The 25,280-nt window shown below is 67.4% G+C and carries 23 protein-coding genes; 12 read left to right on the plus strand and 11 right to left on the minus strand.

Annotated elements, in window-relative coordinates; translation table 11 throughout:
- Positions 1-69: 69 nt before the first annotated feature.
- Positions 70-1,320 (plus strand): MFS transporter, encoded by a 1,251-nt coding sequence (locus P3L18_RS18240; RefSeq protein WP_210739112.1) that lies wholly within the window; start codon positions 70-72, stop codon positions 1,318-1,320.
- Here the strand turns inward: P3L18_RS18240 and P3L18_RS18245 are convergent.
- Entirely contained in the window at positions 1,294-2,256 is a 963-nt protein-coding gene (locus P3L18_RS18245) for a hypothetical protein (RefSeq protein ID WP_276114857.1), read from the minus strand. The genes P3L18_RS18240 and P3L18_RS18245 overlap by 27 nt on opposite strands.
- 325 nt (positions 2,257-2,581) lie before the next feature.
- Between P3L18_RS18245 and P3L18_RS18250 the strand changes: the two genes are divergently transcribed.
- On the plus strand, positions 2,582-3,979 hold the full coding sequence (locus P3L18_RS18250; RefSeq protein WP_276114858.1) for an acyltransferase: 1,398 nt from the start codon (positions 2,582-2,584) through the stop codon (positions 3,977-3,979).
- A 78-nt stretch (positions 3,980-4,057) separates the two neighbouring features.
- On the opposite strand, the gene P3L18_RS18255 is transcribed toward P3L18_RS18250, so the two are convergent.
- The 3 genes from P3L18_RS18255 to P3L18_RS18265 form a co-directional block, all read right to left on the minus strand.
- Positions 4,058-4,987, minus strand: coding sequence for an SGNH/GDSL hydrolase family protein (locus tag P3L18_RS18255; RefSeq protein ID WP_211543745.1), 930 nt, complete (start codon positions 4,985-4,987; stop codon positions 4,058-4,060).
- Between the two features lie 95 nt (positions 4,988-5,082).
- Complete coding sequence (locus P3L18_RS18260; protein WP_211543743.1) at positions 5,083-5,949, minus strand: enoyl-CoA hydratase-related protein; 867 nt, start codon at positions 5,947-5,949, stop codon at positions 5,083-5,085.
- 200 nt (positions 5,950-6,149) lie between these two features.
- Entirely contained in the window at positions 6,150-8,693 is a 2,544-nt protein-coding gene (locus tag P3L18_RS18265; protein WP_006369720.1) for an ATP-dependent Clp protease ATP-binding subunit, read from the minus strand.
- A gap of 448 nt (positions 8,694-9,141) precedes the next feature.
- On the opposite strand from P3L18_RS18265, the gene P3L18_RS18270 reads away from it, so the two are divergent.
- The 3 genes from P3L18_RS18270 to P3L18_RS18280 all read left to right on the plus strand — a co-directional run bounded on the left by P3L18_RS18270 (position 9,142) and on the right by P3L18_RS18280 (position 11,718).
- The gene (locus P3L18_RS18270; protein WP_211543739.1) at positions 9,142-9,702 is read left to right on the plus strand and encodes an LppP/LprE family lipoprotein; all 561 of its coding nucleotides are present in this window, start codon (positions 9,142-9,144) and stop codon (positions 9,700-9,702) included.
- Positions 9,703-9,808: 106 nt separating this feature from the next.
- Positions 9,809-10,336, plus strand: a complete 528-nt coding sequence (locus P3L18_RS18275) for an RNA polymerase sigma factor (RefSeq protein ID WP_211543736.1) — start codon at positions 9,809-9,811, stop codon at positions 10,334-10,336.
- Positions 10,333-11,718, plus strand: a complete 1,386-nt coding sequence (locus tag P3L18_RS18280; RefSeq protein ID WP_276114859.1) for a VOC family protein — start codon at positions 10,333-10,335, stop codon at positions 11,716-11,718. The genes P3L18_RS18275 and P3L18_RS18280 overlap by 4 nt, the downstream gene beginning before the upstream one ends.
- Here the strand turns inward: P3L18_RS18280 and P3L18_RS18285 are convergent.
- On the minus strand, positions 11,706-12,128 hold the full coding sequence (locus P3L18_RS18285) for a helix-turn-helix domain-containing protein (protein WP_079928686.1): 423 nt from the start codon (positions 12,126-12,128) through the stop codon (positions 11,706-11,708). The genes P3L18_RS18280 and P3L18_RS18285 overlap by 13 nt on opposite strands.
- A gap of 135 nt (positions 12,129-12,263) precedes the next feature.
- Between P3L18_RS18285 and P3L18_RS18290 the strand changes: the two genes are divergently transcribed.
- The 4 genes from P3L18_RS18290 to P3L18_RS18305 all read left to right on the plus strand — a co-directional run bounded on the left by P3L18_RS18290 (position 12,264) and on the right by P3L18_RS18305 (position 16,370).
- Positions 12,264-13,133: an SDR family oxidoreductase gene (locus P3L18_RS18290; protein ID WP_079928690.1), complete on the plus strand. Its 870-nt coding sequence runs from the start codon at positions 12,264-12,266 to the stop codon at positions 13,131-13,133.
- Positions 13,134-13,182: 49 nt separating this feature from the next.
- The gene (locus P3L18_RS18295) at positions 13,183-14,490 is read left to right on the plus strand and encodes a hypothetical protein (protein ID WP_276114860.1); all 1,308 of its coding nucleotides are present in this window, start codon (positions 13,183-13,185) and stop codon (positions 14,488-14,490) included.
- Positions 14,491-14,733: 243 nt separating this feature from the next.
- Positions 14,734-15,549: a lytic murein transglycosylase gene (locus tag P3L18_RS18300; protein ID WP_276114861.1), complete on the plus strand. Its 816-nt coding sequence runs from the start codon at positions 14,734-14,736 to the stop codon at positions 15,547-15,549.
- 119 nt (positions 15,550-15,668) lie between these two features.
- Positions 15,669-16,370 carry a S1 family peptidase gene (locus tag P3L18_RS18305; protein ID WP_276114862.1) on the plus strand — a complete coding sequence of 234 codons (702 nt, stop codon included), beginning with the start codon at positions 15,669-15,671 and terminating at the stop codon, positions 16,368-16,370.
- A 37-nt stretch (positions 16,371-16,407) separates the two neighbouring features.
- Here the strand turns inward: P3L18_RS18305 and P3L18_RS18310 are convergent, their stop codons facing one another.
- From P3L18_RS18310 to P3L18_RS18325, 4 genes are all read right to left on the minus strand, one after another.
- Positions 16,408-17,685 carry a M18 family aminopeptidase gene (locus tag P3L18_RS18310; protein WP_276114863.1) on the minus strand — a complete coding sequence of 426 codons (1,278 nt, stop codon included), beginning with the start codon at positions 17,683-17,685 and terminating at the stop codon, positions 16,408-16,410.
- Between the two features lie 19 nt (positions 17,686-17,704).
- Positions 17,705-18,388, minus strand: coding sequence for a phosphoribosylformylglycinamidine synthase subunit PurQ (purQ, locus tag P3L18_RS18315; protein ID WP_006369709.1), 684 nt, complete (start codon positions 18,386-18,388; stop codon positions 17,705-17,707).
- Positions 18,389-18,403: 15 nt separating this feature from the next.
- Positions 18,404-18,643, minus strand: coding sequence for a phosphoribosylformylglycinamidine synthase subunit PurS (gene purS, locus P3L18_RS18320; protein ID WP_079928679.1), 240 nt, complete (start codon positions 18,641-18,643; stop codon positions 18,404-18,406).
- Between the two features lie 70 nt (positions 18,644-18,713).
- Complete coding sequence (locus P3L18_RS18325) at positions 18,714-19,205, minus strand: glutathione peroxidase (RefSeq protein ID WP_211543726.1); 492 nt, start codon at positions 19,203-19,205, stop codon at positions 18,714-18,716.
- A gap of 118 nt (positions 19,206-19,323) precedes the next feature.
- Here P3L18_RS18325 and P3L18_RS18330 point away from each other — a divergent pair, with 118 nt between their 5' ends.
- From P3L18_RS18330 to P3L18_RS18340, 3 genes are all read left to right on the plus strand, one after another.
- Positions 19,324-19,827 carry a MarR family transcriptional regulator gene (locus tag P3L18_RS18330; protein ID WP_276114864.1) on the plus strand — a complete coding sequence of 168 codons (504 nt, stop codon included), beginning with the start codon at positions 19,324-19,326 and terminating at the stop codon, positions 19,825-19,827.
- Positions 19,824-21,407: a DHA2 family efflux MFS transporter permease subunit gene (locus tag P3L18_RS18335; protein WP_276114865.1), complete on the plus strand. Its 1,584-nt coding sequence runs from the start codon at positions 19,824-19,826 to the stop codon at positions 21,405-21,407. Before P3L18_RS18330 ends, P3L18_RS18335 begins: the two co-directional genes overlap by 4 nt.
- 120 nt (positions 21,408-21,527) lie before the next feature.
- Complete coding sequence (locus P3L18_RS18340) at positions 21,528-22,124, plus strand: dihydrofolate reductase family protein (protein ID WP_035727745.1); 597 nt, start codon at positions 21,528-21,530, stop codon at positions 22,122-22,124.
- Here P3L18_RS18340 and P3L18_RS18345 read toward each other — a convergent pair.
- On the minus strand, positions 22,114-24,318 hold the full coding sequence (locus P3L18_RS18345; protein ID WP_276114866.1) for a S9 family peptidase: 2,205 nt from the start codon (positions 24,316-24,318) through the stop codon (positions 22,114-22,116). The genes P3L18_RS18340 and P3L18_RS18345 overlap by 11 nt on opposite strands.
- 7 nt (positions 24,319-24,325) lie before the next feature.
- Entirely contained in the window at positions 24,326-25,213 is an 888-nt protein-coding gene (locus tag P3L18_RS18350) for a phosphoribosylaminoimidazolesuccinocarboxamide synthase (protein WP_276114867.1), read from the minus strand.
- Positions 25,214-25,280: the final 67 nt, after the last annotated feature.

A 25,280-nucleotide genomic window follows, 5' to 3' on the forward strand; every position in this document is an offset into this window, starting at 1 on the left:
TGGCCCTGTGCCGACCTCCCGGGTTGACCTCCCAGGAAGCGGTCAGTGGCGGGTTCTACAGTGGATGAAATGACTGTGGGTGACATGGCGCAGGAGCGCGAGGGCATGTTCGCCTCGCTGCACATCCACAACTATCGCCTGTACTTCGGTGGGCAGGCGCTCTCGCTGGTCGGTACCTGGATGCAGGCCACCGCCCAGGCCTGGCTGGTCCTGACCCTCAGCAATTCATCGACCGTGCTCGGCGTGATCGTCGCGCTGCAGGCCGTACCGATCCTGGTCCTCGGCCCGTACGCGGGGGTGATCGCCGATCGCGTGGATCGTCGCAAGCTGATGATCATCCTGCAGTCGGTGATGGGGCTGCTGGCGGCGGCACTGGCGATCCTCACCTTCGGCGGTTGGGTGCAGGTGTGGCAGGTCGGGGTCCTCGCCGTGCTGCTCGGACTGAACAACGCCTTCGAGAACCCCTCCCGCCAGGCGTTCATCCACCAGATCGTCGGCGAATCCCGGATCCGCAATGCGGTCACCTTGAACTCGGTGATGGTCAACGCGGCGCGGGCGGTCGGCCCGGCCGTGGCCGGTCTGGTCCTCGCCGCGGTCGGCGCGGGCTGGTGTTTCGCGATCAACGCGGCCAGCTTCGTCGCGGTGGTGGTGTCACTGCTGATGATGCGGACCGCCGAGATCGCCGAGGAGACACCGGTCAAACGCGGCAAAGGCCAACTGCGCGAAGGACTCCGCTACGTCGCCGGACGCCCCGTGCTGTGGGTTCCGCTGACGATGATGGCGCTGGTCGGCACCCTCGCCTACGAGTTCCAGGTGTCGCTGCCTGCCGCCGCCAAGGACGCCTTTCACGGCGGCCCCCAGGCCTTCGGCTTCATGACGGCGGCGATGGGGGTGGGCGCGGTCGTCGGCGGTCTGCTGGTGGCCGCGCGTGGCACCACCGGTTTGCGCACGTTGATCCTGGCCGCCATCGGGTTCGGCATCACCATCGCGGTGACCGCTGCGGTCCCGCACCTGTGGATGGCGATCGTCGCCCTGTTCTTCGTCGGCTGGCTCAGCGTGTCGTTCATGTCGACCGGAAACGCGACGCTGCAACTGAATTCGGACCCGCAGATGCGTGGCCGGGTGATGTCGTTGTGGTCGGTGGCGTTCATGGGGTCGACGCCGATCGGCGGACCGCTGATCGGGTGGATCAGCGAGGCGTCCGGGCCGCGGGCCGGCCTCGCCGTCGGCGCTGCCTCGTGTTTCGTCGCCGCGGCCATCGGCCTGGCCATCCATCGCCGCCGCGCGCCGCACCTACCGCGGATGGAATCGACGACCTGACGGCCACCCGCGACGCTCGGCGACGAAGGCGAGCACCGCGGGCACGGCACCGACGACGGCGACCACCCAGATGCGCGTACGCAGTGGTGCCACCACGGTGTCGAACACCGCGCGGGCCGCGTCCGGCGTGATGACGTCGGCGGGAACGGCATCGAGATACCGGCCGCGGGCCACCACCGATGCGACGCAGAGCAGCAGCATCACCGTGGTGATGCCCAGGCCCAGCCCCATCACCGCTCGCCACCCGCGGGTCGGAGCAGCGACACCGATCGTCGCGATGATCGCCAGCGCGGTCAGCCAGGGCAGGACCAGCGCCGCGGTGTTCAATGCGGACACCGCGCGTTGAGCGCGGCGCAGTGCGTCCGACTGCCACAGGACGACCTGACGATGAATCTCGGGGATCTGCTCGGCGGCGGTGAATCCGTCGTCGATCAATCGCTGTCGGATCCGGGCGACCATCGGGGCCAGATCGATCGCGACGATTCCGGTGTCGCCGGCGAGAAGCCGGTCGAGGGTGGCGTGCGCGGCACGATTGGCGGTCGTCCACGCGGTCGCGAACGCCGACGAGGACACGAAGTGCTCGACCGTGTCGTGGAGGTAGGACTGGAGTTGCGCCGCGATCAGCGGTGAGAGCACCTGCGCCGCTCGCGAACCGGTGCCGGGCGTCAGCGCCGAGAACGCCTCGGCGCTCAGTGCCGCGATGTCGACGTGATCGTCGATCACCGTCACGAGGGCATCGGTGACCTCGGCCCGGATCGCCGGGTCGGATGCCAGCGGAGCCACCATCGCCACGTAGCCGTCGGTGTCGAGCAGATCGGACCGCAGATAGCCCGCAAGCAGCGTCAACACCACCAGCACCACCGACACCACGGTCAGCAGCGCCGCGCCGACCGACCGGAGGCGACTGCGTCCCCCGCCGACAGTGGGATATGTCACGTCCACCGGGGAGGGTGTCGCCGCTCGATCCGCGGCATCACCTCCGGAGGAAACACCCGCATCGAGGTCCCCGTCTTCCTGCGGTTTTGGTGCCACGATGACATCCAAGCACGTGACATCGGCCACCACGCGGCATCCGCAGCGCCCCTGAGCGGTCGGTGTGAATGCCTCCAATGGCGTCACGGGCCGACTTCGGAACTTTCAGCAACAGGGAGTAGCCTCACCCTCTGCGACGTGCGAAGAATTGGACGGAGGTCTTCCGATCGTTACCGAACAGCCATCGACCGGTACCCCGGCGTCCGCGAAACGTCCGGACACCGATCCGGTGACCGTCCCCGACCCCGTCGCAGGCGACGTCACCCCGACGGACTCCGGCGCCGAACCGGCCGCCAAGCCCGCGAAACGCGACAAACACCTCTACCAGATCGACCTCGTCCGACTGGTGACCTTCGGTGCGGTGATCCTCGACCACGTGATGCTCAGCGTCACCGCCCCGACCAGTGTCGCCGCAGGCGCCGTCGAGGTCTTCCTCCGCTACACCCGCTACAGCTTCTTCGCCCTGACCGGCTTCGTCCTCGGCTACCAGTACCGCAACCGCGAGCTCAAGGCGATTCCGTTCTGGAAGCGGCGTTACAAGCTGATCGGCCTGCCCTTCCTCGTGTGGAGCCTGTTCTACTGGTTCTACGTCCGCTATCACTTCGGTGGCGTCGACGCGATCGCCAACGCCTGGAACAGTCTCGACGCCGCCGAGCGCTCGGTGAAATCGATCGTCTACGACCTCATCACCGGAAACGCCGCCTACCACCTGTACTTCCTGTCGGTGAGCATGCAGATCTATCTGGTGTTCCCGCTGATGCTGTGGATTCTGCGGCGCACCTGGGGTTTTCACCGCTACCTGCTCGCCGTGAGCTTCATCTTCCAGATGGTGATGATGTACGCGATGGTGCGCTCACCCATCTCGTTCTTCACCTGGGGTATCCAGGGCGAGATCTGGAGCCACCTGGTGGTGACGATCTTCCCCTACCAATTCTTCATCCTCGCGGGCTGTGTGTCGGCCATGCACTACGAGGCCTTCCAGGCCTTCATCAAACGGTGGCGCTGGCAGCTCATCGGTGTCGGCGTCGTGGTGATCATCGCGACCTGGCTCTACTACCTCTACATCGTCGACCGCGGCGAGGACCTGTTCCGGGCGACCAACGTCTTCATGCTCCACAACATGTGGGCATTCATCGCGATCATCGTGATCCTGTACGGCCTCGGCACGCTCTGGCAGGAACGCCGCCACCCCGGCTCGATCCCCGACCGGTTCATGAAGACCGCCGCCGATCGCTCCTTCGCCATCTATCTCGCACATGTCCTCGCGATCTATGCACTGCTGCCACAGATCGCCGACGAACGCATCCACGCCCTGCCGCGCGTGATCCTGGCCTACCTCGCCACCGTCGTGTTGACCGTGTTCGTGGTGGAAACGTTGCGCCGCAGCCCGATCAGCCTCATCACCACCGGACGCAATCGCATCGACTGGCGTTCCCAGAACGCCGGACGGTCCGCGCTCGTCGGACTCGCCGGCATCGTCGTCGGCCTGATCGTCCGCCTCGGCTTCGGCTGGTGGGCGGGCAATCTGATCGCCGCGACCGGCGCCTTCCTGGTGTTCTCGATGGCGATCGTCTACTGGCACCAGATCCGCCACCGCGACGCGGAGTACGTCGAAGAAGCGGTGTGATCACCCGACGCAGCGCGTCAAAGAATCACCGACGCAGCGCGTCAGCGCAGCGAATCACCGACGCAGCGCGTCAGCACATCACCGACGCAGCGCGTCGACGATGAGGCGGGCGACGCCTGCCTTGCCGGAGGCGTTCGGGTGGTACGGCACCGGGAGCTCGAATCCGCGCAGCCACGGGTCGGGTGAGCACACGGTGTGCTCGGCGCCGAGCGGACCGGTGGTGACGAGCTCGGCACCCGAGATCTGCGCGGCTTCAGCAGTCACCTGGGCGAGCGCGTCGTACACCCGGATGGTCGACTCGATCTCCTCCGGCGTGAGTGCGAGTTTGGGACAGATCGGGCCGCCTGCGACCACCACCGGCGGATAGTCGACGAGGACGATCCGCGCCGCGGGGGCGCGCATCCGGACGGCGAACACCGTCTCGATCATCTTCTGCTCGACGGCGGCATACCGTTCGAATCCGGGTTCGGGAGAGATCGGGCGGCCGTGTCCGCACACCCGCTCGGCGATCTTCTTCACCGGGTCGGCGACAGAGTTCTTGCAGCCCATGGCGATCAGGCGCTGCACGTAACCGATGTCGTTTCCGCCGGTGGTGATCGTCACCAACGCCGTGCCCGGGGTGACGGCGTCGATCTGGGGTTGCTTCACGAACCGCTGCGGACGGTCCAGGATGTTCTCGGTCGTCGCCCCCGAACACGTCGCGTCGACCAGGCTCATGTTCAGTGCTTGGGCAACCTGGTGCGGATAGTTGTCCATGGTGCGCAGGCACCGGTTGCCGATCGAGTCCAGCCCACCCGGGCCTGCGGCGTAGGAGCTACCCAACGCCACATACTTCTGCGGCGCGGCGGCAGACGAGACGGCGGTCTCGGGCTGGCGCTGTGCGGCGGTCTGCACCGTCGTCGACTCAGCCGCCGACGGCACGCTCGCACTCCCGGGGAGTACGACGACGGCGGCGGCGACCAACGCGGCGACAGCCGTGGCGACACGGCCGAAAAGTGCTCGAGACATCGTCGTACAGTTTCACACACCACGATGACGGGAAGCGTCAACGCCCCGTGTTGAATTGCCCACGTGGCCTGCGAAAAAGCCGCATTCGGGCGATTTCAGGAGAAGATCTCCGGCAGATCGGTCGCCACCGAATCGGTGAAGGTCGGATCACGCTTCTCCAGAAACGACGTCACCCCCTCGGCGACGTCGGGCATCCGACCCCGCGCGTAGATCGCCGCGGAGTCCGCGTGATGGGCGTCGAGCGGGCTCGGCGCCCCGGCCATGCGCCAGAGCAACTGCCGGGTCAGCGCGACCGATACCGGCGCGGTGCCCGACGTCATCTCCCGGGCGGCGGCGATCGCCGCGTCGAGAACCTCATCGGGAGCGACGACCTGCTGCACCAGACCGGCCTCGAGCGCCTCTGCGGCGCCGACCATCTGCGCCCCCAACGTCCAGCGCAGCGCGGTCGGCAGCCCGACCAGGCGCGGCAGGAACCAGGTGGACGCCGCCTCGGGCACCAGTCCGCGCTTGGTGAACACGAACCCGAAGCGGGCGTTCTCCGAGGCGATGCGGGCATCGGCGGGCAGGGTCATGGTGACGCCGACGCCTGCGGACGGGCCGTTGATCGCCATCACCACCGGCTTGAGCGAGGCGAAGATGCGCAGCGTCAGCCGGCCACCGGAATCCGGCGGCACCTCACCGGGCTCCTTCTCCTCGAGCTCGAATGTGGTTGCGCCACCAGCGAGGTCGGCGCCGGCGCAGAACGCCCGGCCGGCGCCGGTGATGACCACCGCGCGCACCGAGTCGTCGGCGTCGGTCTCGTCGAAGGCCGCCTGGATCTGCTCACCCATCTCGAAGGTGAACGCGTTGAGCCGGTCCGGGCGGTTCAGGGTGATGACGGCGATCTCGTCGTGCCGGGTGACCGTGATGACCGGTTCGGGGGCCGCTTCGGCCAGACCCTGCGTTGCTGATTCGGTGCTCACGGTGTGACGCCTCCACTCGGTGATATATGACGGCGCACCTGATGTTGCGCCGGTCACCATTGTGGCGGTGTCCTCATGATGCCCACACTCCGGGGTCGGACCCGGCGCCGACAGCCATCGGCGGTGATGCCGACGCCCACGACGCCCGCCGCTCCAGAGAAGGAGTCGACGGGCGTCGTGGGTGTTCGCGGTCGGACCGATCAGCTCTCGCTGCCGGCGTCACCTGCCTTGCTCAGCTCGACCGGGGCGTCGGGCAACTCACGCGGCTTCTCCGAGCCGGTGAAGGTGAACTTGGCGTCCTCGCCCTCACCTTCGCCGTCCCAGTTGTCGACGTCGACCAGCACGATCTGACCCGGGGTCAATTCGTTGAACAGGATCTTCTCGCTCAACTGATCCTCGATCTCGCGCTGGATCGTGCGGCGCAGCGGCCGGGCGCCGAGCACCGGGTCGAAACCGCGCTTGGCCAGCAACGACTTGGCCCGATCGGTGAGCTCGATCGCCATGTCCTTGTTCTTGAGCTGCGTCTCGACGCGGTTGATCATCAGATCGACCATCTGGATGATCTCGTCCTTCGTCAGCTGGTGGAAGACGATGACGTCGTCGATACGGTTCAGGAACTCCGGGCGGAAGTGCTTCTTCAGCTCGTCGTTGACCTTCAGCTTCATCCGCTCGTAGTTCGACTTCGAGTCGTCACCCTTGCTGAAGCCCAGACCCACGGCCTTCGAGATGTCGGCGGTACCGAGGTTCGAGGTGAAGATCAGCACCGTGTTCTTGAAGTCGACCGTGCGACCCTGGCCGTCGGTGAGTCGACCGTCCTCGAGAACCTGCAACAGGGTGTTGTAGATCTCCGAGTGGGCCTTCTCGATCTCGTCGAACAGGACCACCGAGAACGGCTTGCGGCGCACCTTCTCGGTGAGCTGGCCGCCCTCTTCGTAGCCGACGTAGCCGGGAGGGGCACCGAACAGGCGCGACGCGGTGAAGCGGTCGTGGAATTCGCCCATGTCGATCTGGATCAGGGCGTCGTCCTCGCCGAACAGGAAGTTCGCGAGCGCCTTGGACAGCTCGGTCTTACCCACACCGGACGGGCCGGCGAAGATGAACGAGCCGGACGGGCGCTTGGGGTCCTTGAGACCCGCGCGGGTACGACGGATCGCCTTGGAGACGGCCTTGACCGCGTCCTCCTGGCCGATGATCCGCTTGTGCAGCTCGTCCTCCATGCGGAGCAGACGCGTGGTCTCCTCCTCGGTGAGCTTGAACACCGGGATACCGGTCCAGTTGCCCAGCACCTCGGCGATCTGCTCGTCGTCGACCTCGGCCACGACGTCCAGATCACCACTGCGCCATTGCTTTTCACGCTCGGCACGCTCGGCGACGAGTTGCTTCTCCTTGTCCCGCAGGCCGGCGGCCTTCTCGAAGTCCTGCGCGTCGATGGCGCTTTCCTTCTCCTTGCGGGCGTCGGCGATGCGCTCGTCGAACTCGCGCAGGTCCGGCGGTGCGGTCATCCGGCGGATGCGCATCCGCGCACCGGCCTCGTCGATGAGGTCGATCGCCTTGTCCGGCAGGAACCGGTCGTTGATGTAGCGGTCGGCCAGAGTGGCCGCGGCGACGAGCGCACCGTCGGTGATGGACACGCGGTGGTGGCTCTCGTAGCGGTCGCGCAGACCCTTGAGGATCTCGATGGTGTGCTCCACCGACGGCTCGCCGACCTGCACCGGCTGGAACCGGCGCTCGAGTGCGGCGTCCTTCTCGATGTACTTGCGGTACTCGTCGAGGGTGGTGGCACCGATGGTCTGCAGCTCACCGCGGGCCAGCTTCGGCTTGAGGATGCTGGCGGCGTCGATCGCGCCCTCGGCGGCACCGGCACCGACGAGCGTGTGCAGCTCGTCGATGAACAGGATGATGTCACCGCGGGTGTTGATCTCCTTGAGGACCTTCTTGAGGCGTTCCTCGAAGTCACCGCGGTAGCGGCTGCCCGCCACCAGCGATCCGAGGTCGAGGGTGTAGAGCTGCTTGTCCTTGAGCGTCTCGGGCACCTTGCCGTTGACGATCGCCTGCGCGAGGCCCTCGACGACGGCGGTCTTGCCGACGCCGGGCTCGCCGATCAGCACCGGGTTGTTCTTGGTGCGGCGGGACAGCACCTGCATGACCCGCTCGATCTCTTTCTCGCGGCCGATGACGGGGTCGAGTTTGCCCTCGGCGGCCGCGGCGGTCAGGTTTCTGCCGAACTGGTCGAGGACCAGCGACGTCGACGGGGTGCCGGACTCGCTGGACCGGCCACCCGTGCCGGCCTCCTGCGGCTCCTTGCCCTGGTAACCCGACAGCAGCTGGATGACCTGCTGGCGCACCCGGTTGAGGTCGGCGCCCAGCTTGACGAGCACCTGTGCGGCGACGCCCTCACCCTCGCGGATGAGGCCGAGCAGGATGTGCTCGGTGCCGATGTAGTTGTGGCCGAGCTGCAGCGCCTCACGCAGCGAGAGCTCGAGGACCTTCTTGGCGCGCGGGGTGAACGGGATGTGCCCCGACGGCGCCTGCTGGCCCTGACCGATGATCTCCTCGACCTGACTGCGGACCCCTTCCAGGGAGATGCCGAGCGATTCGAGGGCCTTGGCGGCGACGCCTTCGCCCTCGTGGATCAGGCCGAGCAGGATGTGCTCGGTGCCGATGTAGTTGTGGTTGAGCATCCGCGCCTCTTCTTGGGCGAGCACGACAACCCGCCGAGCGCGGTCGGTGAACCGTTCGAACATTGTTCTCCCTCATTTCGCTTTCGCCCCGGCCGTCGTGGTTGTCCCGGTGATCGGAAACCGCGGGCGGCGACCGATGCGAGGCGACAACTGCGATGGTGTCGGGGTACACGACGACCAGCTTGCTTCCACTCTAGAGGTCGTGCGGTGTGCACCTGCAGTTAACGCCCACCAGAAGTCAACGTCATGCACACGTCGACGGGGGTCTGCGCGGTACAACCGCCCTGCACATCAGCATGTTCCGCGATGCGCGCCGCCGCGCTACGCCGAGAGCGAACGACGCCGCCTCCGTGGCCCCTTCAGTCCGAGCGGCGACGAGCCGTCGGGGGTACCGCACCCGAATGACAACAGCTACGCCTGGCTAACGAGACCGGCGAAACGCGCGAACAGGTCACTACGGGACATCGCTCCCGAGGTCGGGACCTGACACCACCACCAGGAAGGCCACATCATGACCTCTGCTCGACGCTCTCCGTCCACCCGACCGCCGACCGGACTCCGGCGACTCCTCGTCCTGTGCCTCGCGGTGGCCGGCGTGCTCGCCGGCTCACTCTCGGCCACCGCCCTCGGGGCCGGCGACGCCGCGGCCGCCCCGCCCGGCAGCGGGCACGGGCTGTGTTTCGACCTCAACTCGGCCCTCGCCCGCGACTCGCTCACCAAGATCGGACGTGATGCCAACGGTGGGAGCTGGGAGCCCCGCAGCGCGAGCACCAATCCCCTCTCCCGCGGCTGCAACCTCGACTGGATGCTGGTCACCGGCAACGGGATCGGCGACGCCACCTACCAGTCGCGCGTCCTGCTCTTCCACAACGGCCGTTTCCTCGGCACCGTCGATCCGAGGCCGTACTCCTACACCTCCATCGCCGGATGGTCGCGTGACCACGTCACCGTCAAGTACCGCTGGCTGCGCGCTGACGACCCGTTCTGCTGCGCGAGTGGCGGACCGACCTACGTCACGGCATTCCAGTTGGGCGGCAGGGTGATTCGTCTGGGGTCCTTCCCGCCGGCCTGATCGGCGGGCGCGAGTGTCGCCGGTCGTGCCGTACGGGCACGGCCGGCGACACATTTTTCTGCCCAACAGGCGTCGGGTTTGCGGTCCGGGCGACGACGATGAGGGTGTGAGTGGCGAACACACCGGCCCCGAGGCCCTCCTCGAGGTCTACGACACGGCTCTACCCGCGGTATACGGGTTCGTCGTGCGACGGTGCTCGGACCGACGGGTCGCCGAGGACGTCACATCGGAGACCTTTCTCGCCGCGATGGATTCGGTTCGTCGCGACGCCGACCTGGCCCCGACGGTGCCCTGGCTGATCGGGGTCGCCCGGCACAAGCTCGCCGACCACTGGCGACGGGCGCAACGGACGCCCGAGCCCGTGCCGGACGTGCCCGATCCGCCGGGCGAGGATCTCGCCGAGGCCCATCTGGACCGGATGATCGCCCACCACACCCTGGCGCAGCTCACGCCGATCCACCGGTCGGTGCTCACGCTGCGCTACGTCGACGACCTCCCGGTCGCCGAATGCGCCGAGATCATGGGCCGCACCGTCGGTGCCACCGAGGCGCTGTTGACCCGGGCCAAGCGCGCCTTCCGCGCGGCCTACCCCGGCCAACCGGCCCGATCCACCCGGAAAGGAGGACGCGCATGAACCACGACGACGCCGAATTCGATTCGGCCCCACACTCGTCCATCGGCGACCCGTTCGCCGTGTTGCGCGCCTCGGACACCCCCGGGTGGGACGCACCGGTTGCGCCCGATCCCGCCTTCGCCGCCCGTCTCCGTGACCGACTCGAACGCGGCGTCACCCTCCCGAAGGGAATCCTCATGTCCAATACTTCCCGGCCCGCTCGCTTCGCTCCCGGCGCCGACACCGCCATTACCGAGAGCGAAGCGGCCATCTCGGCACCCGCCGCGTCTCCCGTCGAACGCCCCGGCGCCCTGCCGTATCTCACGGTCCGCGGAGCGCGGCAAGCGATCGACTGGTACCGCGACAACCTGGGCGCGCGTCTACGGGGTGAGCCGATTGTCATGGACGACAACCGAATCGGGCACGCCGAACTCGAGATCGGCGACGGTGTGCTCTACCTCGCAGACGAATTCCCCGACCTGGGTCTGCGGGGCCCGCAACCCGGGCACGTCTCGGTGAGCCTCATGCTTCCCGTCGCCGACACCGACGAGGCCCTGGCCCACGCACAGCGCGGTGGCGCCGCCGTCACCCGCGAACCCTACGACGCCTACGGCACGCGCTCGGCGACCATCATCGATCCCTTCGGACACCGGTGGATGCTGACCGGTCCCGCACGGACCGCAGTGACTGCCGAACGTGTCCGGGTCGGCGACATCGTCTACCTGTCGCTGCAGACGCCCGACCGTGAGCGGGCCGCCCGCTTCTACGGCGCGGTTCTCGGCTGGGAGTACGACCCGGAAACCCGGCAGGTCACCAACATCGGCCACCGGCTCGGGATCTTCGACGGCGACGGCTACGGAACGGCTGGGACCCTCTACTGCGTGTACGCCGTGGAGGATTTCGATCGAGCCCGCGCAGCCATCCTCGCCGCCGGTGGTCGCGTCGGCGAGATCAGCACCGTCGCACGCGACGGATACCTCGTGATGGACGCCGTGGACGACCAGGGCGTCGCCTTCTCGGTCCACGTACCCGACCCCGGCGAGACCCGCGGGGAACAGCACCCTCGCACCCTCGGCGCGATGTCGTATCTCACCGTGCACACCCCGGACTCGGCCCGGTACCGCGATTTCTATGGCGCCGTGTTGAATTGGCGGTTCACACCCGGTCGTATCGACGACGGCTGGGAGGTCGACGGGGTGCATCCGCAGATCGGGATCTCCGGGGGCGCGGATCGGTCCCTGGCCGAACCGATGTGGAACGTGGCCGATATCGACGAGGCCGTCGACCGGGTGCGCTCCGCCGGCGGAGCCGTGATCGAGGAGCCCAACCGTCAGGCCTACGGCGCGGTGGCGCGATGCACCGACGACCAGGGCGCGCGGTTCTACCTCGGTCAGTTGTTCTGACGGGTCTCGTCGTAGGCCTCGCGTGCCCGCTCGACCGCCGCGAGATTGCCTTGGACGAGGTGGATCAGAGCGCGCAATTGGGTCGCGGCGTCGGTACCCAGGTCGGTCAGCGAGTACTCGACCTTCGGTGGGATCGATTGCAGCACAGTACGTGTGACGAAGCCATCGCGTTCGAGGTTGTGCAGCGTCTGCGAGAGCATCCGCTCGCTGACCCCGTCGACGCGGCGCCGTAACGCGCTGAACCGCAGGTCCCCCTCGGCCAGCGCCGCGAGCGCCAGCACACCCCACCGACTGGTCACGTTCTGCAACACATCACGCGAACTGCAATCGCGGGCGAAGACGTCGGCCTCCAGAGTCGGATCGACGGCGTCCGGGTCGGAGGCTGCGGAGCCGGGGGCGGCGGGGGTCATGGCGCCATTCTAGGCGCATCCGGACGATGGTGCTAATCGTCAAACATGTGCACGTCGCACATATTGCACCATACGAACAGTAAGTGCATTATGAGTGGGAAGCTCGCACTTCCCGTCACCTACCCAGGAGGAACCATGACCACCTACGCCGTCACCGGAGCAACCGGAGGACTCGGTAGTGCCGCCGTCGAGGCGTTGCTCGACCGGGGCGTCGCGGCAGGCGACGTGGTCGCCGTCGTCCGCAATCCGGAGAAGGCCAACACCCTGAGGTCCGCAGGTGTCGACGTCCGGGTCGCCGATTACGGCGACCCGACCGCATTGCGCGCCGCCCTGACCGGCGTTGACCGTGTGCTGCTGGTCTCGGGCTCCGAGGTCGGGCGGCGAGTCTCGCAGCACCGCAACGTGATCGAGGCCGCGACCGATGCCGGCGTCTCCCTCATCGCCTACACCAGCATCCTGCGCGCCGACACCTCGCCGCTGGCTCTGGCGACCGAACACGTCGCCACCGAGCGCGTGCTCGCCGAGTCCGGCATCCCCACGGTGCTGCTGCGCAACGGCTGGTACTGGGAGAACTACCTGGCCGCGGCACCGCAGGCCATCGAAACCGGCGTCCTGTACGGCAGCGCAGGCAACGGGACCATCGCCGCGGCGTCGCGGCGCGATTACGCCGTTGCGGCGGCTGCCGCACTCGTCGAGGCCTCAGGTGGTGAGGTCTACGAGCTCGCCGGCGACGAGCACCCGACCTACGCACAGATCGCCGCAACCCTTGCCGAGGTCAGCGGAAAACCGTTGCGCTACACCGATATTCCCGAGGCCGACTACGCGGCGGCACTCACCGAGGCCGGCATCCCGGCACCGATGGCCGAGATCCTCGCCGACTCGGACGCCGGAGTCGCCCGGGGTGCGCTCGACTCCGACTCGACCGACCTCGCGACTCTCACCGGCCGGCCGTCCACGCCTCTGGTCGAGGTGTTGCGCGCGGGCCTGGCGGCCGTGACCGCCTGATCTGCATGTCAGCCTCCCCCACGCAGGGCATGAGTGATTGACTGTCGCCATGCGTGTGGGGAGCAAGCGGGGCCGTCGACTTCCGTTCGGTATCGGCACCGTCGTGGTCGTACTCGCCGCCGTGATGGTCGTGTGCGTGGGGGCGGTGCTGGCCATCGGCACACCCGATCGCCCGGCGACCGGCTACACCTACGGCCAACTGCGGCCCTACCCCGACCAGCCCGCCCTCGCGTGGACGGCGTCGAGCCAGACCCTGCCCGACTACACCTCCAGCGACCAGATCAAGGTGGTCGCCACCGGCACCGACCGCTGGCTGCTGAGCTACCCGTCGGGTATCGGTCGCGCCTATGTGATGGTCGATCGCAGCGACGGACATCTGCTGTGGAAGCATCCGCTGCGCGCGGGCACCGGGAGCTGCGGGATGACCGACGACGGCGTGGTCGGCTGCGCGGTCAATGCCAGCAGCGATCTCGCACAAGGCTTTTACCTCGTAGACGACGACGGCACCCCGTCCGGCCCGACCGCCCTCGACGACACCGCATCGGTCCTCGGCGCCGGATCGGGCTTCGTCCGTATCTCCTCCTCCGGCTACCGGGTGTCGATGGCCACCCCGGACGGCCACGAACAGTGGTCGCGCACCTTCGCCCGCGCCGCGAGCGCCGAGGTGCTCACCGACGGGCTGCTGCAGATCACCACCAGCGACGCGGGCCGATTCATCGTCGATCCGCGCACCGGCGCCGACCGTCTCCACTGCACCGACTGCACGATCACCGCGTTCCCGACCGGCATCACCGTCGAGTACACCGACCCCGACCACCGCATGTTCGAGACCTATGCCGTGACCGACGGCGTCCTCGATCCCCGTCGCATCGCGCATGTCGCGGGGATGCGGGTGCTGCCCGGCCCGTCCACCCTGCCCGTGTTGACCCAGACCGGGACCGCGCAGATGGAGGCGATGCAGGGCACCTACGTCGTCGTCGATCCGGCCAAGCCGGGAGCGCTGTGGCAGATCTCCGACGTCGAGCTGTCCAAGGCCAACACCCGACCGTGCGGTACCGCGGTGGCGTTCGCGTTGAAGAGCCGGTCGCGGTCGATCTACTCCCTCGCCGACGCCAAGCACCTCGGTTCGTTGCCCGCGCCGGGCTTCGACGATCCCGACGCGAACCTCGACAACCTCACCTGCGTCGGGTCGAGCGGCGATCTCCTGGTGCTCGCCAGCAACAGCAGGATCAGCGCGGTCGACCCGTCGGCCGGCGGTTTTGCATGGACGGTCGACGTGAACGGCCAGGTGAAGGACGTCGACGGATTCCTCGTCGCCTTCGAGGGCAGCAGTATCCGGGTGTTCGCGCCGCACTGACCCCGCCGGCGCGGTATGTGGCCGGACTCACATCCGGGACTTTGGTCCCGGCATGACCTGCAACGGCAGCGATGACACTCAGCCGACTCCCAGGTTTCGGTAACGGCCAGATAACGGAACGGACACGGAAGTCGGTAGCCTCGTCCGCGGCCCACTGCCCCATGAAGTCGACGAACACCGCAATCGACGAGCACCGCGGCAGTGGGTAAACGATGTACCCGAGTCTGTAGTGAGGTCCGAAAGTTGGGGAAGCACTCCAAAACGCGCTCACCGTTGCTGCCGCGTTCCCGTAAGCCGATGCTGGCCACCGCGCTGATCCCGATGGTCGGCGTCTGCGCCGCGGCCGCTGCTGCGGCCACCGACGACGCCCAGGTCACCGCGGCTCCCGCCGCATCACCGACCACCGCGGCCGCACCCGAACCGGCCACGGCCGGCCATCCGGCACCGGCCCGCTCGAACACCCCGACGTCGCTGCCGACCCGTCCGGCCCACGACCTGACGGTGGCCCCCGTGCGTGCGACCCCGCCGCCGCCCATGCCGGCGAGCGTCACCGACGGCCAGGTCCCGGCCACCAACTACCGCGCCTACAAGCAGGCCGCCGACACCATCGCACGCACCGAACCGGTCTGCGGGATCGACTGGAAGCTCATCGCCGGAATCGGCAAGGTCGAATCCCACCACGCCGACAACGGCGACGTCGACCCGTCCGGCCGCCTGAAGACCCCGATCTACGGGCCCACCCTCGACGGCTCGCTGGCCGGCAACCAGGTCATCACCGACACCGACGGTGGTGCCATCGACGGCGACCCGGTCCACGACCGGGCGGTCGGACCGATGCAGTTCATCCCGCAGACGTGGAAGAAGTACGCCGCCGACGGCAACGGCGACGGCATCGCCGACCCGCAGAACATCTACGACGCCGCGCTGACCAGCGCGCGCTACCTGTGCGACGGCGGGCTGAACCTGCGCGACATCGCCGGACAGACGGCCGCGGTGCTGCGCTACAACAACTCGATGACCTACGTCGACAACGTGCTCGGCTTCGCCCGCAGCTACTGAGGCGCTTCCGCCGAGGTTGTTTGACCGGGCATCCGCGCCGGATAGGGTGGCGGAGCACCGAGGGCGGATTCGCTATCGCGAACTCTCCCGGACCTTTGTCACCACGATCGGAGAGCACCTTGCGTCGTACCCTGCGCATCCTGACCGTCCTCGTCGGACTCCTGCTCGCACTCGCGCCCGCCTATGCGGCGCAGGCAGCACCGCGAGCCACCGTCGGCGGCGGCAGTGCCATCGTGATCGACGGCCGATTCGGCTGCACGATGACCACGGTCGGGCACGATCGCGCCGGACGACTCATCGGCCTGACCGCCGGGCACTGCGGCCATTTCGGATCGAAGGTCTCCCTCGAGGACAACCCCGCCGCGGGTGTGGTCGGTCGTTTCGCGCGCAAGAGCGAACCGGGTGACTACGCGGTCATCACCCTCGACCCGAATCGGGTGAGCGCCGTACGCACCGCGGGCGGCGCGACCATCCGCAGCGTCGGGGCGTTCCCGCCGGCCGGCGCCAACGTCTGTAAGGCCGGACGCACCACCGGCTTCAGCTGTGGGCCGGTCCTGCAGACCAGCAGCACCGACAGCCTCAGTTATGTCTGCGCCAACCACGGCGACTCCGGCGGCCCGATCGTGATGGGTGATCGTGTCGTCGGCATGCTCAACGGCGGCCTCATCCTCGGCATCCCCGGCACCCCGATCAAGGGCGCGATCGGCTGTGTGAATCCGGCGATCCCGATCTACAGCCCGCTGGTCGCCACCAAGATGACCGCGATCCTCGCCGACCTCAACGCCCAAGGCGGCGTCGGCGCGGGATTCCGGCCGATCTGACCGACCGGCTCAGGCCACTGTGATCAGGCCTCTGTGCTCAGGCTTCGGTACTCAGGAAAGCTTGTAGCGCAGCGGAATACATCGGCACATCGGCGGCACCCATCAGCTCGCGGGCACTGTGCATCGCGAGTTGGGGCGCGCCCACGTCGATGGTCATCAGACCGGTACGCGTGGCGGTGATCGGCCCGATCGTCGAGCCGCAGGGCAGGTCGGCCCGGTGGATGTATCGCTGCATGGGAACCCCCGCGGTGTCGCAGGCCAGCGCGAAGACGGCCTCTCCGATCGCATCCGAGGCGTAGCGCAGATTCTGGTTCACCTTGAGCACCGGACCGCCGTCGATGGCGATCTGGTGGGTGGGCTCGTGCCGCTCGGGATAGTTCGGGTGGGTGGCGTGGGCCATGTCGCCCGACACACAGATGCTCAACGCCATCGCCTGCAGGTAGTCGGCCCGGCTTCCCCCGCGGGACAACACGATTCGTTCGAGGACGGTGGACAGGAAGTCCGACGCCGCGCCGCGCTCGGAGCCGCTGCCGACCTCCTCGTGGTCGAACAGCGCGAGTACTCGGGTCGCGATGGCGGGCGAGCCGTCGAGCAACGCCCGCAGCCCGGCGTAGCACGTGCCCTGGTTGTCCAGACGCGGTGCGCCGAGCAGGCTTTCGTCGGTTCCGATCAGGCGCGACGGTGCCACGTCGTGGGTCATCAACTCCCAGCCGAGCACCGAATCCGGTGCGATACCGGCATATTCGGCCACCCAGTCCAGGACGTCGGGCACGTCGGCACCGATCCCCCACACCCCGTCGAGGTGTCGTTGCGGGTCCAGGGTGACGCCCTTGCGGTCGGCGGAGAGGTGAATCGCCAACTGCGGCACCCGGACCACCGGCTCGGTCACATGCACCAGCACGTGCTCGACGGCGTTGCCGGAGCGATAGGCGAGTCGGCCGGACAACCCGAGATCGCGGTCGAGCCAGGAGTTCAGCCAGGCGCCACCGTAGGGTTCGAGCGCGATCGTGCGGATACCGGCACTGACGCGATCCGGGCGTTGCTTGAGACGCAGGTTGGGACTGTCGGTGTGGCCACCGACGATCCGAAAGGCATTGCCGTCACCGAGATCCCACGCGATGATCGAACCGCCGCGGACGACGTAGAAGCGACGCGCGTCCAGTGACCACTCGCGCTCCTCGAACAGGCGCCGGAATCCGGCCTCCTCCAATTCCGCCGCCACCGTCGCACAGACGTGGAACGGAGAGGGCGAGGCGTCGATGAAGGCACCGAGCCCCCTCGCGGTGGCCGTGGTGGTCAGACGAGGAGCACTCATGCCGTGACCCGCCGCATCGTCACGCGTTGGCCAGGACGGCGTCGATCGCCGAGTAGAACAGGCCGAGGCCGTCGTCACTCGGACCGGTCAGGGCCTCGGTGGCGTGTTCGGGGTGCGGCATCAGTCCGACGATCCGGCCGTCGGGACTGCTGATGCCGGCGATGTCGAGGGCCGAGCCGTTGGGATTGCCGCCGGCGTAGGTGAACACGATCAGCCCCTCGCCCTCCAGTTCCTCGAGTTTGCGTTGCGGGGCGACGTAGCGACCCTCCCCCGACTTGAGGGGGATGAGGATCTCTGCACCCCGCTCGAACCGGGTGGTCCAGGCCGTCGTGGTCGACTCGACCCGCAGCCACTGGTCGCGGCAGATGAAGTGCAGTCCCTCGTTACGGGTCAGCGCGCCGGGCAGCAGTCCGGCCTCGCACAGGACCTGAAAACCGTTGCAGATTCCCAGAACCGGCATACCCTTGCCGGCGGCCTCGATGACCGAACCCATGACGGGGGCGAACTTGGCGATCGCCCCGGCGCGCAGGTAGTCGCCGTAGGAGAACCCGCCGGGCACGACGATGGCGTCGACGCCCTGGAGATCGGCGTCGCCGTGCCACAACTCGACGGCCTCGGCCCCGGCGAGACGGACCGCGCGGGCGGCGTCGACGTCGTCGAGGGTGCCGGGAAAGGTGATGACCCCGATGCGTGCGTTGCTCACAGTCGTCTCCGCTGCCTACTCGGCAATCCGGGAGACGTTGAAGTTCTCGATCACCGTGTTGGTCAACAACTCCTCGGCGATGCGCTCCAACGTGACGTCGTCGACGGAGTCGTCGACCTCGAGTTCGAAACGCTTGCCCTGGCGGACATCGGCGATGCCGGAGAATCCCAGACGGCCCAGTACGCCGACGATCGCCTGACCCTGGGGATCGAGGATCTCGGCCTTGGGCATCACGTCGACCACCACTCGTGCCATCGGCAATAGCTCCCTATCGAATATCTCCTGGCCTTCGGACGACGACCGGAGGAGGTTGGCTGAACACCGGTTACCTTACCGGCAGCGCCGCCTCGATCGCCGCGACGACCTCGGGTGCGGTCGGCTCGGTGCGCGGGCGGAAGCGGGCGACGGGCTCGCCGTCGGCGCCGACGAGGAACTTCTCGAAGTTCCACTGGATGTCACCGGCCTCGCCGTCGGCGTCGGCGAGCTTCGTCAGCTCGGCGTAGAGGGGATGCCGTCCGTCACCGTTGACATCGGTCTTCTCCAGCAGCGGGAAGGTGATGCCGTAATTGGTGGAACAGAAGGTCGCGATCTCCTCGGCGCTGCCCGGTTCCTGGCCCATGAACTGGTTGCAAGGCACACCCACGACGGTCAGTCCGCGCTCACCGTAGGTCTTGGCCAGTTCTTCCAGTCCGGTGTACTGGGGCGTGAGGCCGCATTTGCTGGCGACGTTGACGACCAGCAAAGGTCCGGTGAAATCGGACAGCGACAGCGCCGATCCGTCGAGTGCGGCCACGGGGATGTCCTTGACATTGCTCATGACTCCCGACCCTAATCCCCCTGGCGCGGTGGTGCAGATCACCGACTTTTCTGCGCTATGACACATATCACCGATAATTGTGTTCGCGCGATAGTTGCGTCGCCGTTAGTATTTTCGGGTGTCCACTTCGATCGATTCCGCGTGCCGCGCACTGCACGAGTTCCTGGATCGACTGACCTGCCTGAGCAAGGCCGCCGCTGTCGACGACCTCGCCACCACCGACCTCACCTTCTCCCAGATCCGGGTGTTGTTCGTCGCCGGTGAGGCCCAGGCGCCGATGTCGGTCCACGAGATCGCCGATGCCATCGGCTTGTCGCTGGCCGCGACCGGCAGAACCGTCGATCGTCTCGTGCGGCTCGGATTCGTCGATCGCCGCGAGGATCCCGCCGACCGGCGCGTCAAACGCGTCAGCCTCACCGCGGGCGGCCGGCACCTCGTCGACGAACAGCTCAGCGTGCGCCAGGAGATCATCAGCGACTTCGTCGCCGGCCTGCCCGCCGAACATCGTGACGCATTGACCGATGCGCTGCGACACATCGTCGACGCCGACACCGATTACTTCGACCTGACCCACCCCACTCTCGACACCCATCGGACCCACGACCAGAAAGTGCACTCATGACGAGTTCCACCTCCGCCGGCGGGACGGCCCACGCCGGCCCACCGGACACCAAACTCGACCGGCACGTGCTGACCGTTGCCGGTGTCGTCGTGCTCGGCGCCATCATGTCGATCCTCGACGTGACCGTGGTGTCGGTGGCGCAGAACACCTTCCAGGAGACCTTCAACACCAACGCCGCGGGCGCCGCGTGGACGATGACCGGCTACACGCTGGCGCTGGCCGCGGTCATCCCGCTCTCGAGCTGGGCCGCGGCACGATTCGGCACCAAGAAGGTCTACATGACCTCGCTGGTGCTGTTCCTCATCGGTTCCGCGCTGTGCGCGGTCGCCTGGAACATCGGTTCGCTGGTGGCCTTCCGCGTCGTCCAGGGACTCGGCGGTGGTCTGCTGATGCCGATCGGCATGATGATCCTCACCAAGGCCGCCGGTCCCGAACGCGTCGGCTCGGTGATGGCCGTCCTCGGTATCCCGATGCTGTTGGGCCCCATCGCCGGACCCATCCTCGGCGGTCTGCTCATCGAGAAAGCGAGCTGGCACTGGGTGTTCCTGATCAACGTCCCGATCGGTCTCGTCGCCCTCGTCTACGCCTGGCTCGTGCTGCGTGACGACGAGGAGAAACAGCGCCCGACAATCGATTTCGTCGGCCTGTTGATGCTCTCACCGGGTCTGGCGTTGTTCCTCTACGGCATCTCCTCGTCCACCGACGCCGGCACGTTCATGGACACGAAGGTGCTCGTCACCACGATCATCGGCGCCGTGCTGATCGTCGCGTTCATCATCCACGCGCTGCGCGCGAAGAATCCGCTGCTGGATCTGCGCCTGTTCAAGAACAAGACGCTGGCCATCGCGGTGGTCACGATGACCACCTTCATGATCGCGTTCTTCGGTGCGGCACTGCTCTATCCGCAGTACTTCATCGGTGTTCGCGGCGAGTCCACGTTGATGGCCGGCCTGCTGCTCGCCCCGCAGGGTCTCGGCGCGATGCTCACCATGCCCATCGCCGGGCGCCTGACCGACAAGATGGGGCCGGGCAAGTTCGTCCTCGGCGGTATCGTGCTGATCTTCTGCGGCATGGGCTACTTCGTCTTCCTCGGCGCCGACACCCCCTACTGGGCGGTGTGCCTGGCGTTGTTCGTCCAGGGTCTGGGCATGGGTATGACGATGATGCCGATCATGTCCGCGGCGCTGGCCACCCTGAACAACAAGCAGGTTCCCGACGGTTCGACGCTGATGAACGTGGTGCAGCAGACCGCGTCGTCGATCGGTACCGCCGTGATCTCGGTGGTCCTGGCCAACATGTTCAAGTCGCATCCGGAGTCGCTGCTGGCGATCAGCTCCAACGCCGCACCCGATAAGTACGCGCAGGCCGTGCAGGCGAGCGCCAACACCCCCGCCGCGCTTCCGGCGAACCCGCCGGATCAGTGGTTCTCCTGGGCGGCCGAAGCCTTCGGTACCACGTTCATCGTGGCGACGGTATTGGTCGCGGTGACCGTGATCCCCGCATTCTTCCTGCCCCGCAAGAAGATCGCCTCCCCGCTCGTCGAGGAAGACATGGATCGCACGCCGACGCTGCTGCACTGAGCGTCCACGGCACCAACGCGCCAGGCCCGCACCCGATCATCTCGGGTGCGGGCCTCGTGCATTCGGCGGCCCGGGCCGCTGCAGCGATGAGTTCTGAACGCCGCGCCGGTCTGTCCCTGCATGAGCACACTGGTACTGAAGATGTCGATGTCGTTGGACGGTTTCATCGCCGGCCCCGACGGTGAGATGGACTGGGCCATGGCCGCACGCAGCGACGACTCGACCGCCTGGGTGCTGCGCACCCTGCAGGAGGCCGACGTACACCTGATCGGGCGGGGATTCCACGACGGGGTCGCCGCCTTCTGGTCGTCGGCGCAGGGGCCGATGGCCGCGGCGATGAACGACACCCCGAAGGTCGTCGCGTCGCACTCCCTGTCGGCAGAAGCGGCACCGCCACCGGGCGGTTTTCCGTTCGCGGGAGCGGGCACGTGGGAATCACCCTACCTCGCCGGCGGCGACCTCGTCACCGACGTCGAACGTCTGAAGGAACACACCGCAGGCGTCGTCCTCGTCAACGGTGGGGTGCGCTTCGCCCGCAGCCTCGTCTCGCTCGGACTCGTCGACGAATACCGGCTGGTGATCGCACCGATCGCATTGGGTCGCGGGCAGCCGCTGTTCAGCGACCTCACGCAACCACTCGACCTCGATCTCATCGACACCGCCGTCTTCGACGGTGGGATCGTCGCGCAGACCCTGGTGCCGAAGACTACGGCGTGACGGCTCCGGTCTGCTGGAGAATCCATGCGATCTCGAAGGCGACCTCTTCCCACTGCTTGTAGCGTCCGGAGACACCGCCGTGGCCCGCCGACATCTCGGTCTTCAGCAGGATCGGATTGTCCGAGGTGCTCAACTCCTGCAGGCGGGCAACCCATTTCGCCGCCTCGGTGAACAGCACACGGGTGTCGTTGAGCGAGGTCTGGGCGAGGATCGCGGGGTACGGGAGCGCCTCGACGTTCTCGTACGGCGAGTACGACTTCATGTACTCGTAGACCGCCGGATCGTGCAGCGGGTCACCCCACTCGTCCCATTCGATGACCGTCAACGGCAGCGACGGGTCGAGGATCGAGTTGAGGGCGTCGACGAACGGCACCGAGGCGAGGATCCCGTGGAAGAGCTCCGGCGCCAGATTGGCCACCGCACCCATCAGCAGTCCACCGGCCGAACCGCCCTCGGCGACCATCTTTTCCGACGTCGTCCAGCCGCGTTCGACGAGATGGCGACCCGAGTCCACGAAGTCGGTGAAGGTGTTCTTCTTGGTCAGCGTCTTGCCGGTCTCGTACCAGTGCCGGCCCATCTCGCCGCCGCCGCGCACATGGGCGAGGACGAAGACCACACCGCGATCGAGCATCGACAGTCGTGACACCGAGAACGACGGGTCGAAACTCGCCTCGTAGGAGCCGTATCCGTAGAGCAGCAACGGGGCCGGCGCCGCACCCTCGTCGCCGGGTGCCGCCACCGACTTGTGGCGCACGATCGACAACGGGATCTCGGTACCGTCGGCGGCGGTGGCCCATTCACGCGACTGCACGTAGTCCTCGGGGCGGAAGTCGCCGAGGACGGGCTGACGCTTGAGCAGGATGCGCTCGCCGGTGGTCACGTCGAGCTCGAAGAGTTCCGACGGTTCGATGAAGCTGCCGTACCCGAATCGCAGTCGTGGCGTGGCCCATTCGCGGTTGCCGCCGAGGCCGAGGGAGAACAGCTCCTGCGCGACGGCGACCTCGATGAAGTCCTCGGCGACCGGGATGCCGTCGATCTGCCGGAGATCGGCGATGGCCACCCGCGGCAGGGCGTCGGCGCGGTAGCTGAGCACGAGATAGTCGCGGAAGGCGTCGACATCCTCGATCCGGAAGCCGCGCCGATGCCCGATGAACTCGGTTCGGGCGGCCGGATCGTCGACGGGGGCGATGTCGACGGCGAAGTCCTCGGCCTTCTCACCGTCACGAACATCGTTGTGCACGATCAGGAAATAGTCGGTGCCGGCGATCTCGGCGTGTTCGACGTTGTATTCCACACCGTCGACCCGGGGTGCGACGCTGCGGAATTCGCCGGTGGGGTCGTCGGCGGACAGGACGAAACACTCGGAGGTGATCTTGGAGCCGACGGCGATCACCAGGTACTTGTCGCTGCGGGTCGATCCCATGCCGACCCAGTAGCGTTCGTCGGGCTCGTGGAAGACCTTGACGTCGGGGGTGCCGGCGCCGATGTCGTGGCGCCACACCGTATCCGGGCGCCACGCGGCGTCGACGGTCTGATAGAAGACGTGTTTGGTGTCGGTCGACCACACGGCCCCGCCCGCGGTGTCGGCGATGACGTCCGGCAAGAGTTCTCCGGTCCGAAGGTCCTTGAACCGCAACGTGTATCGTTCGTCGCCGACCACGTCGGTGCTGTAGGCCAGCCAGTTGCCGTCGTGACTGACCGTGAGCGCACCGACGCTGAAGAAGTCGTGACCCTCGGCCTCGTCGTTGGCGTCAAAGAGCACCTCCTCGCCCGGCAGCGGCGCATCCTCGGACACCGTCGGCGGTGTCCAGTCGTCGGGATCGACGATGGGGCAACGGCATTGCATCGCATACTGTTTGCCCTCAAGGGTGCGCGCGTAGTACCAGTACTCACCGCGCCGCGACGGCACCGACATGTCGGTTTCCTTGGTGCGCGAACGGATCTCGTCGAAGATCGTCGCCCGCAGATCCGCCAGCGCGGCGGTGTGGGCCTCGGTGTAGGCGTTCTGCGCCTCGAGGTAGGCGATCACCTCGGGGTCGTCCTTGTCGCGCAACCACTCGTAGTTGTCGATGACGGTGTCGCCGTGGTGGGTTCGCTCGAGGGGAACCTTCTTCGCCACCGGCGCGGCGATGGTGGCGGCCGCTGCGTCGGTGTTGCCTGCGGCGTCGGTGTCGGCTGCTGCTGCGTCGGTCACGTGACTCCTATCCTTGCGGCCAGTCGGCGAAGGACTTCTGCGAAATCCATTCGTAGGCCTCGATGTATCGTTGCCGTGTGCGTGTCACCACGTCGGCGGGAAGGGCGGGTGGGGTCGCATCGGAGGCGCGATCCCAGCCGGACTCCGGCGAGGTCAGCCAGTTACGGACGATCTGCTTGTCGAAGCTCGGTTGCACCTGCCCCGGCGTGTAGCCGGCGGCCTCCCAGTACCGCGAGGAGTCCGGGGTGAGCACCTCGTCGGCGAGGACCAGTGACCCGTCGGTCTCGCGTCCGAACTCGAACTTGGTGTCGGCCAGGATGATTCCGCGTTGTGCGGCGAGTTCGGCGCCGCGACGGTAGATGTCGAGGGTCATGCGACGAAGATCGTCGGCCAGCTCGGACCCGACCTGTGCGGCGACGGCCTCGAAGCTGATGTTCTCGTCGTGGTCACCCTGTTCGGCCTTGGTGGCCGGGGTGAAGATCGGCTCCGGCAGCTTGTCGGCCTCATCGAGGCCGTCGGGTAACGCCACCCCGCACACCGCACCGGTGGCTCGATAGTCGATCAGCCCGGAGCCGGTGAGGTAGCCGCGGGCCACACATTCCACCGGCACCATCGGCAGCTTGCGCACCACCATCGAGCGGCCCACACACCCGTCGGGGATGCGCTCATCGGTCGGTCCGCCCGCCAGGTGATTCGGCACGCCGAGCGCATCGAACCAGTAGAAACTCATGGCGGTCAGGATGGCGCCCTTGTCCGGTATCGCCGGGCTCAGGATGTGGTCGTAGGCCGAGATGCGATCGCTGGCCACCATCAGCAGGGTGTCATCGTCGATCTGATAGATCTCGCGGACCTTGCCGGAGGCGAGAAAGGTGTACGAGTCGAGAGCCGGACGCATGCCTTCGACCATAGTGCGCGCAGGTCGGCAGGGGCAGCCTGGGTGACCCGGCGCTCGGGGTGAGGTG

The sequence above is a fragment of the Gordonia sp. N1V genome (genome assembly GCF_029269935.1).
Lineage (GTDB): Bacteria > Actinomycetota > Actinomycetes > Mycobacteriales > Mycobacteriaceae > Gordonia > Gordonia polyisoprenivorans.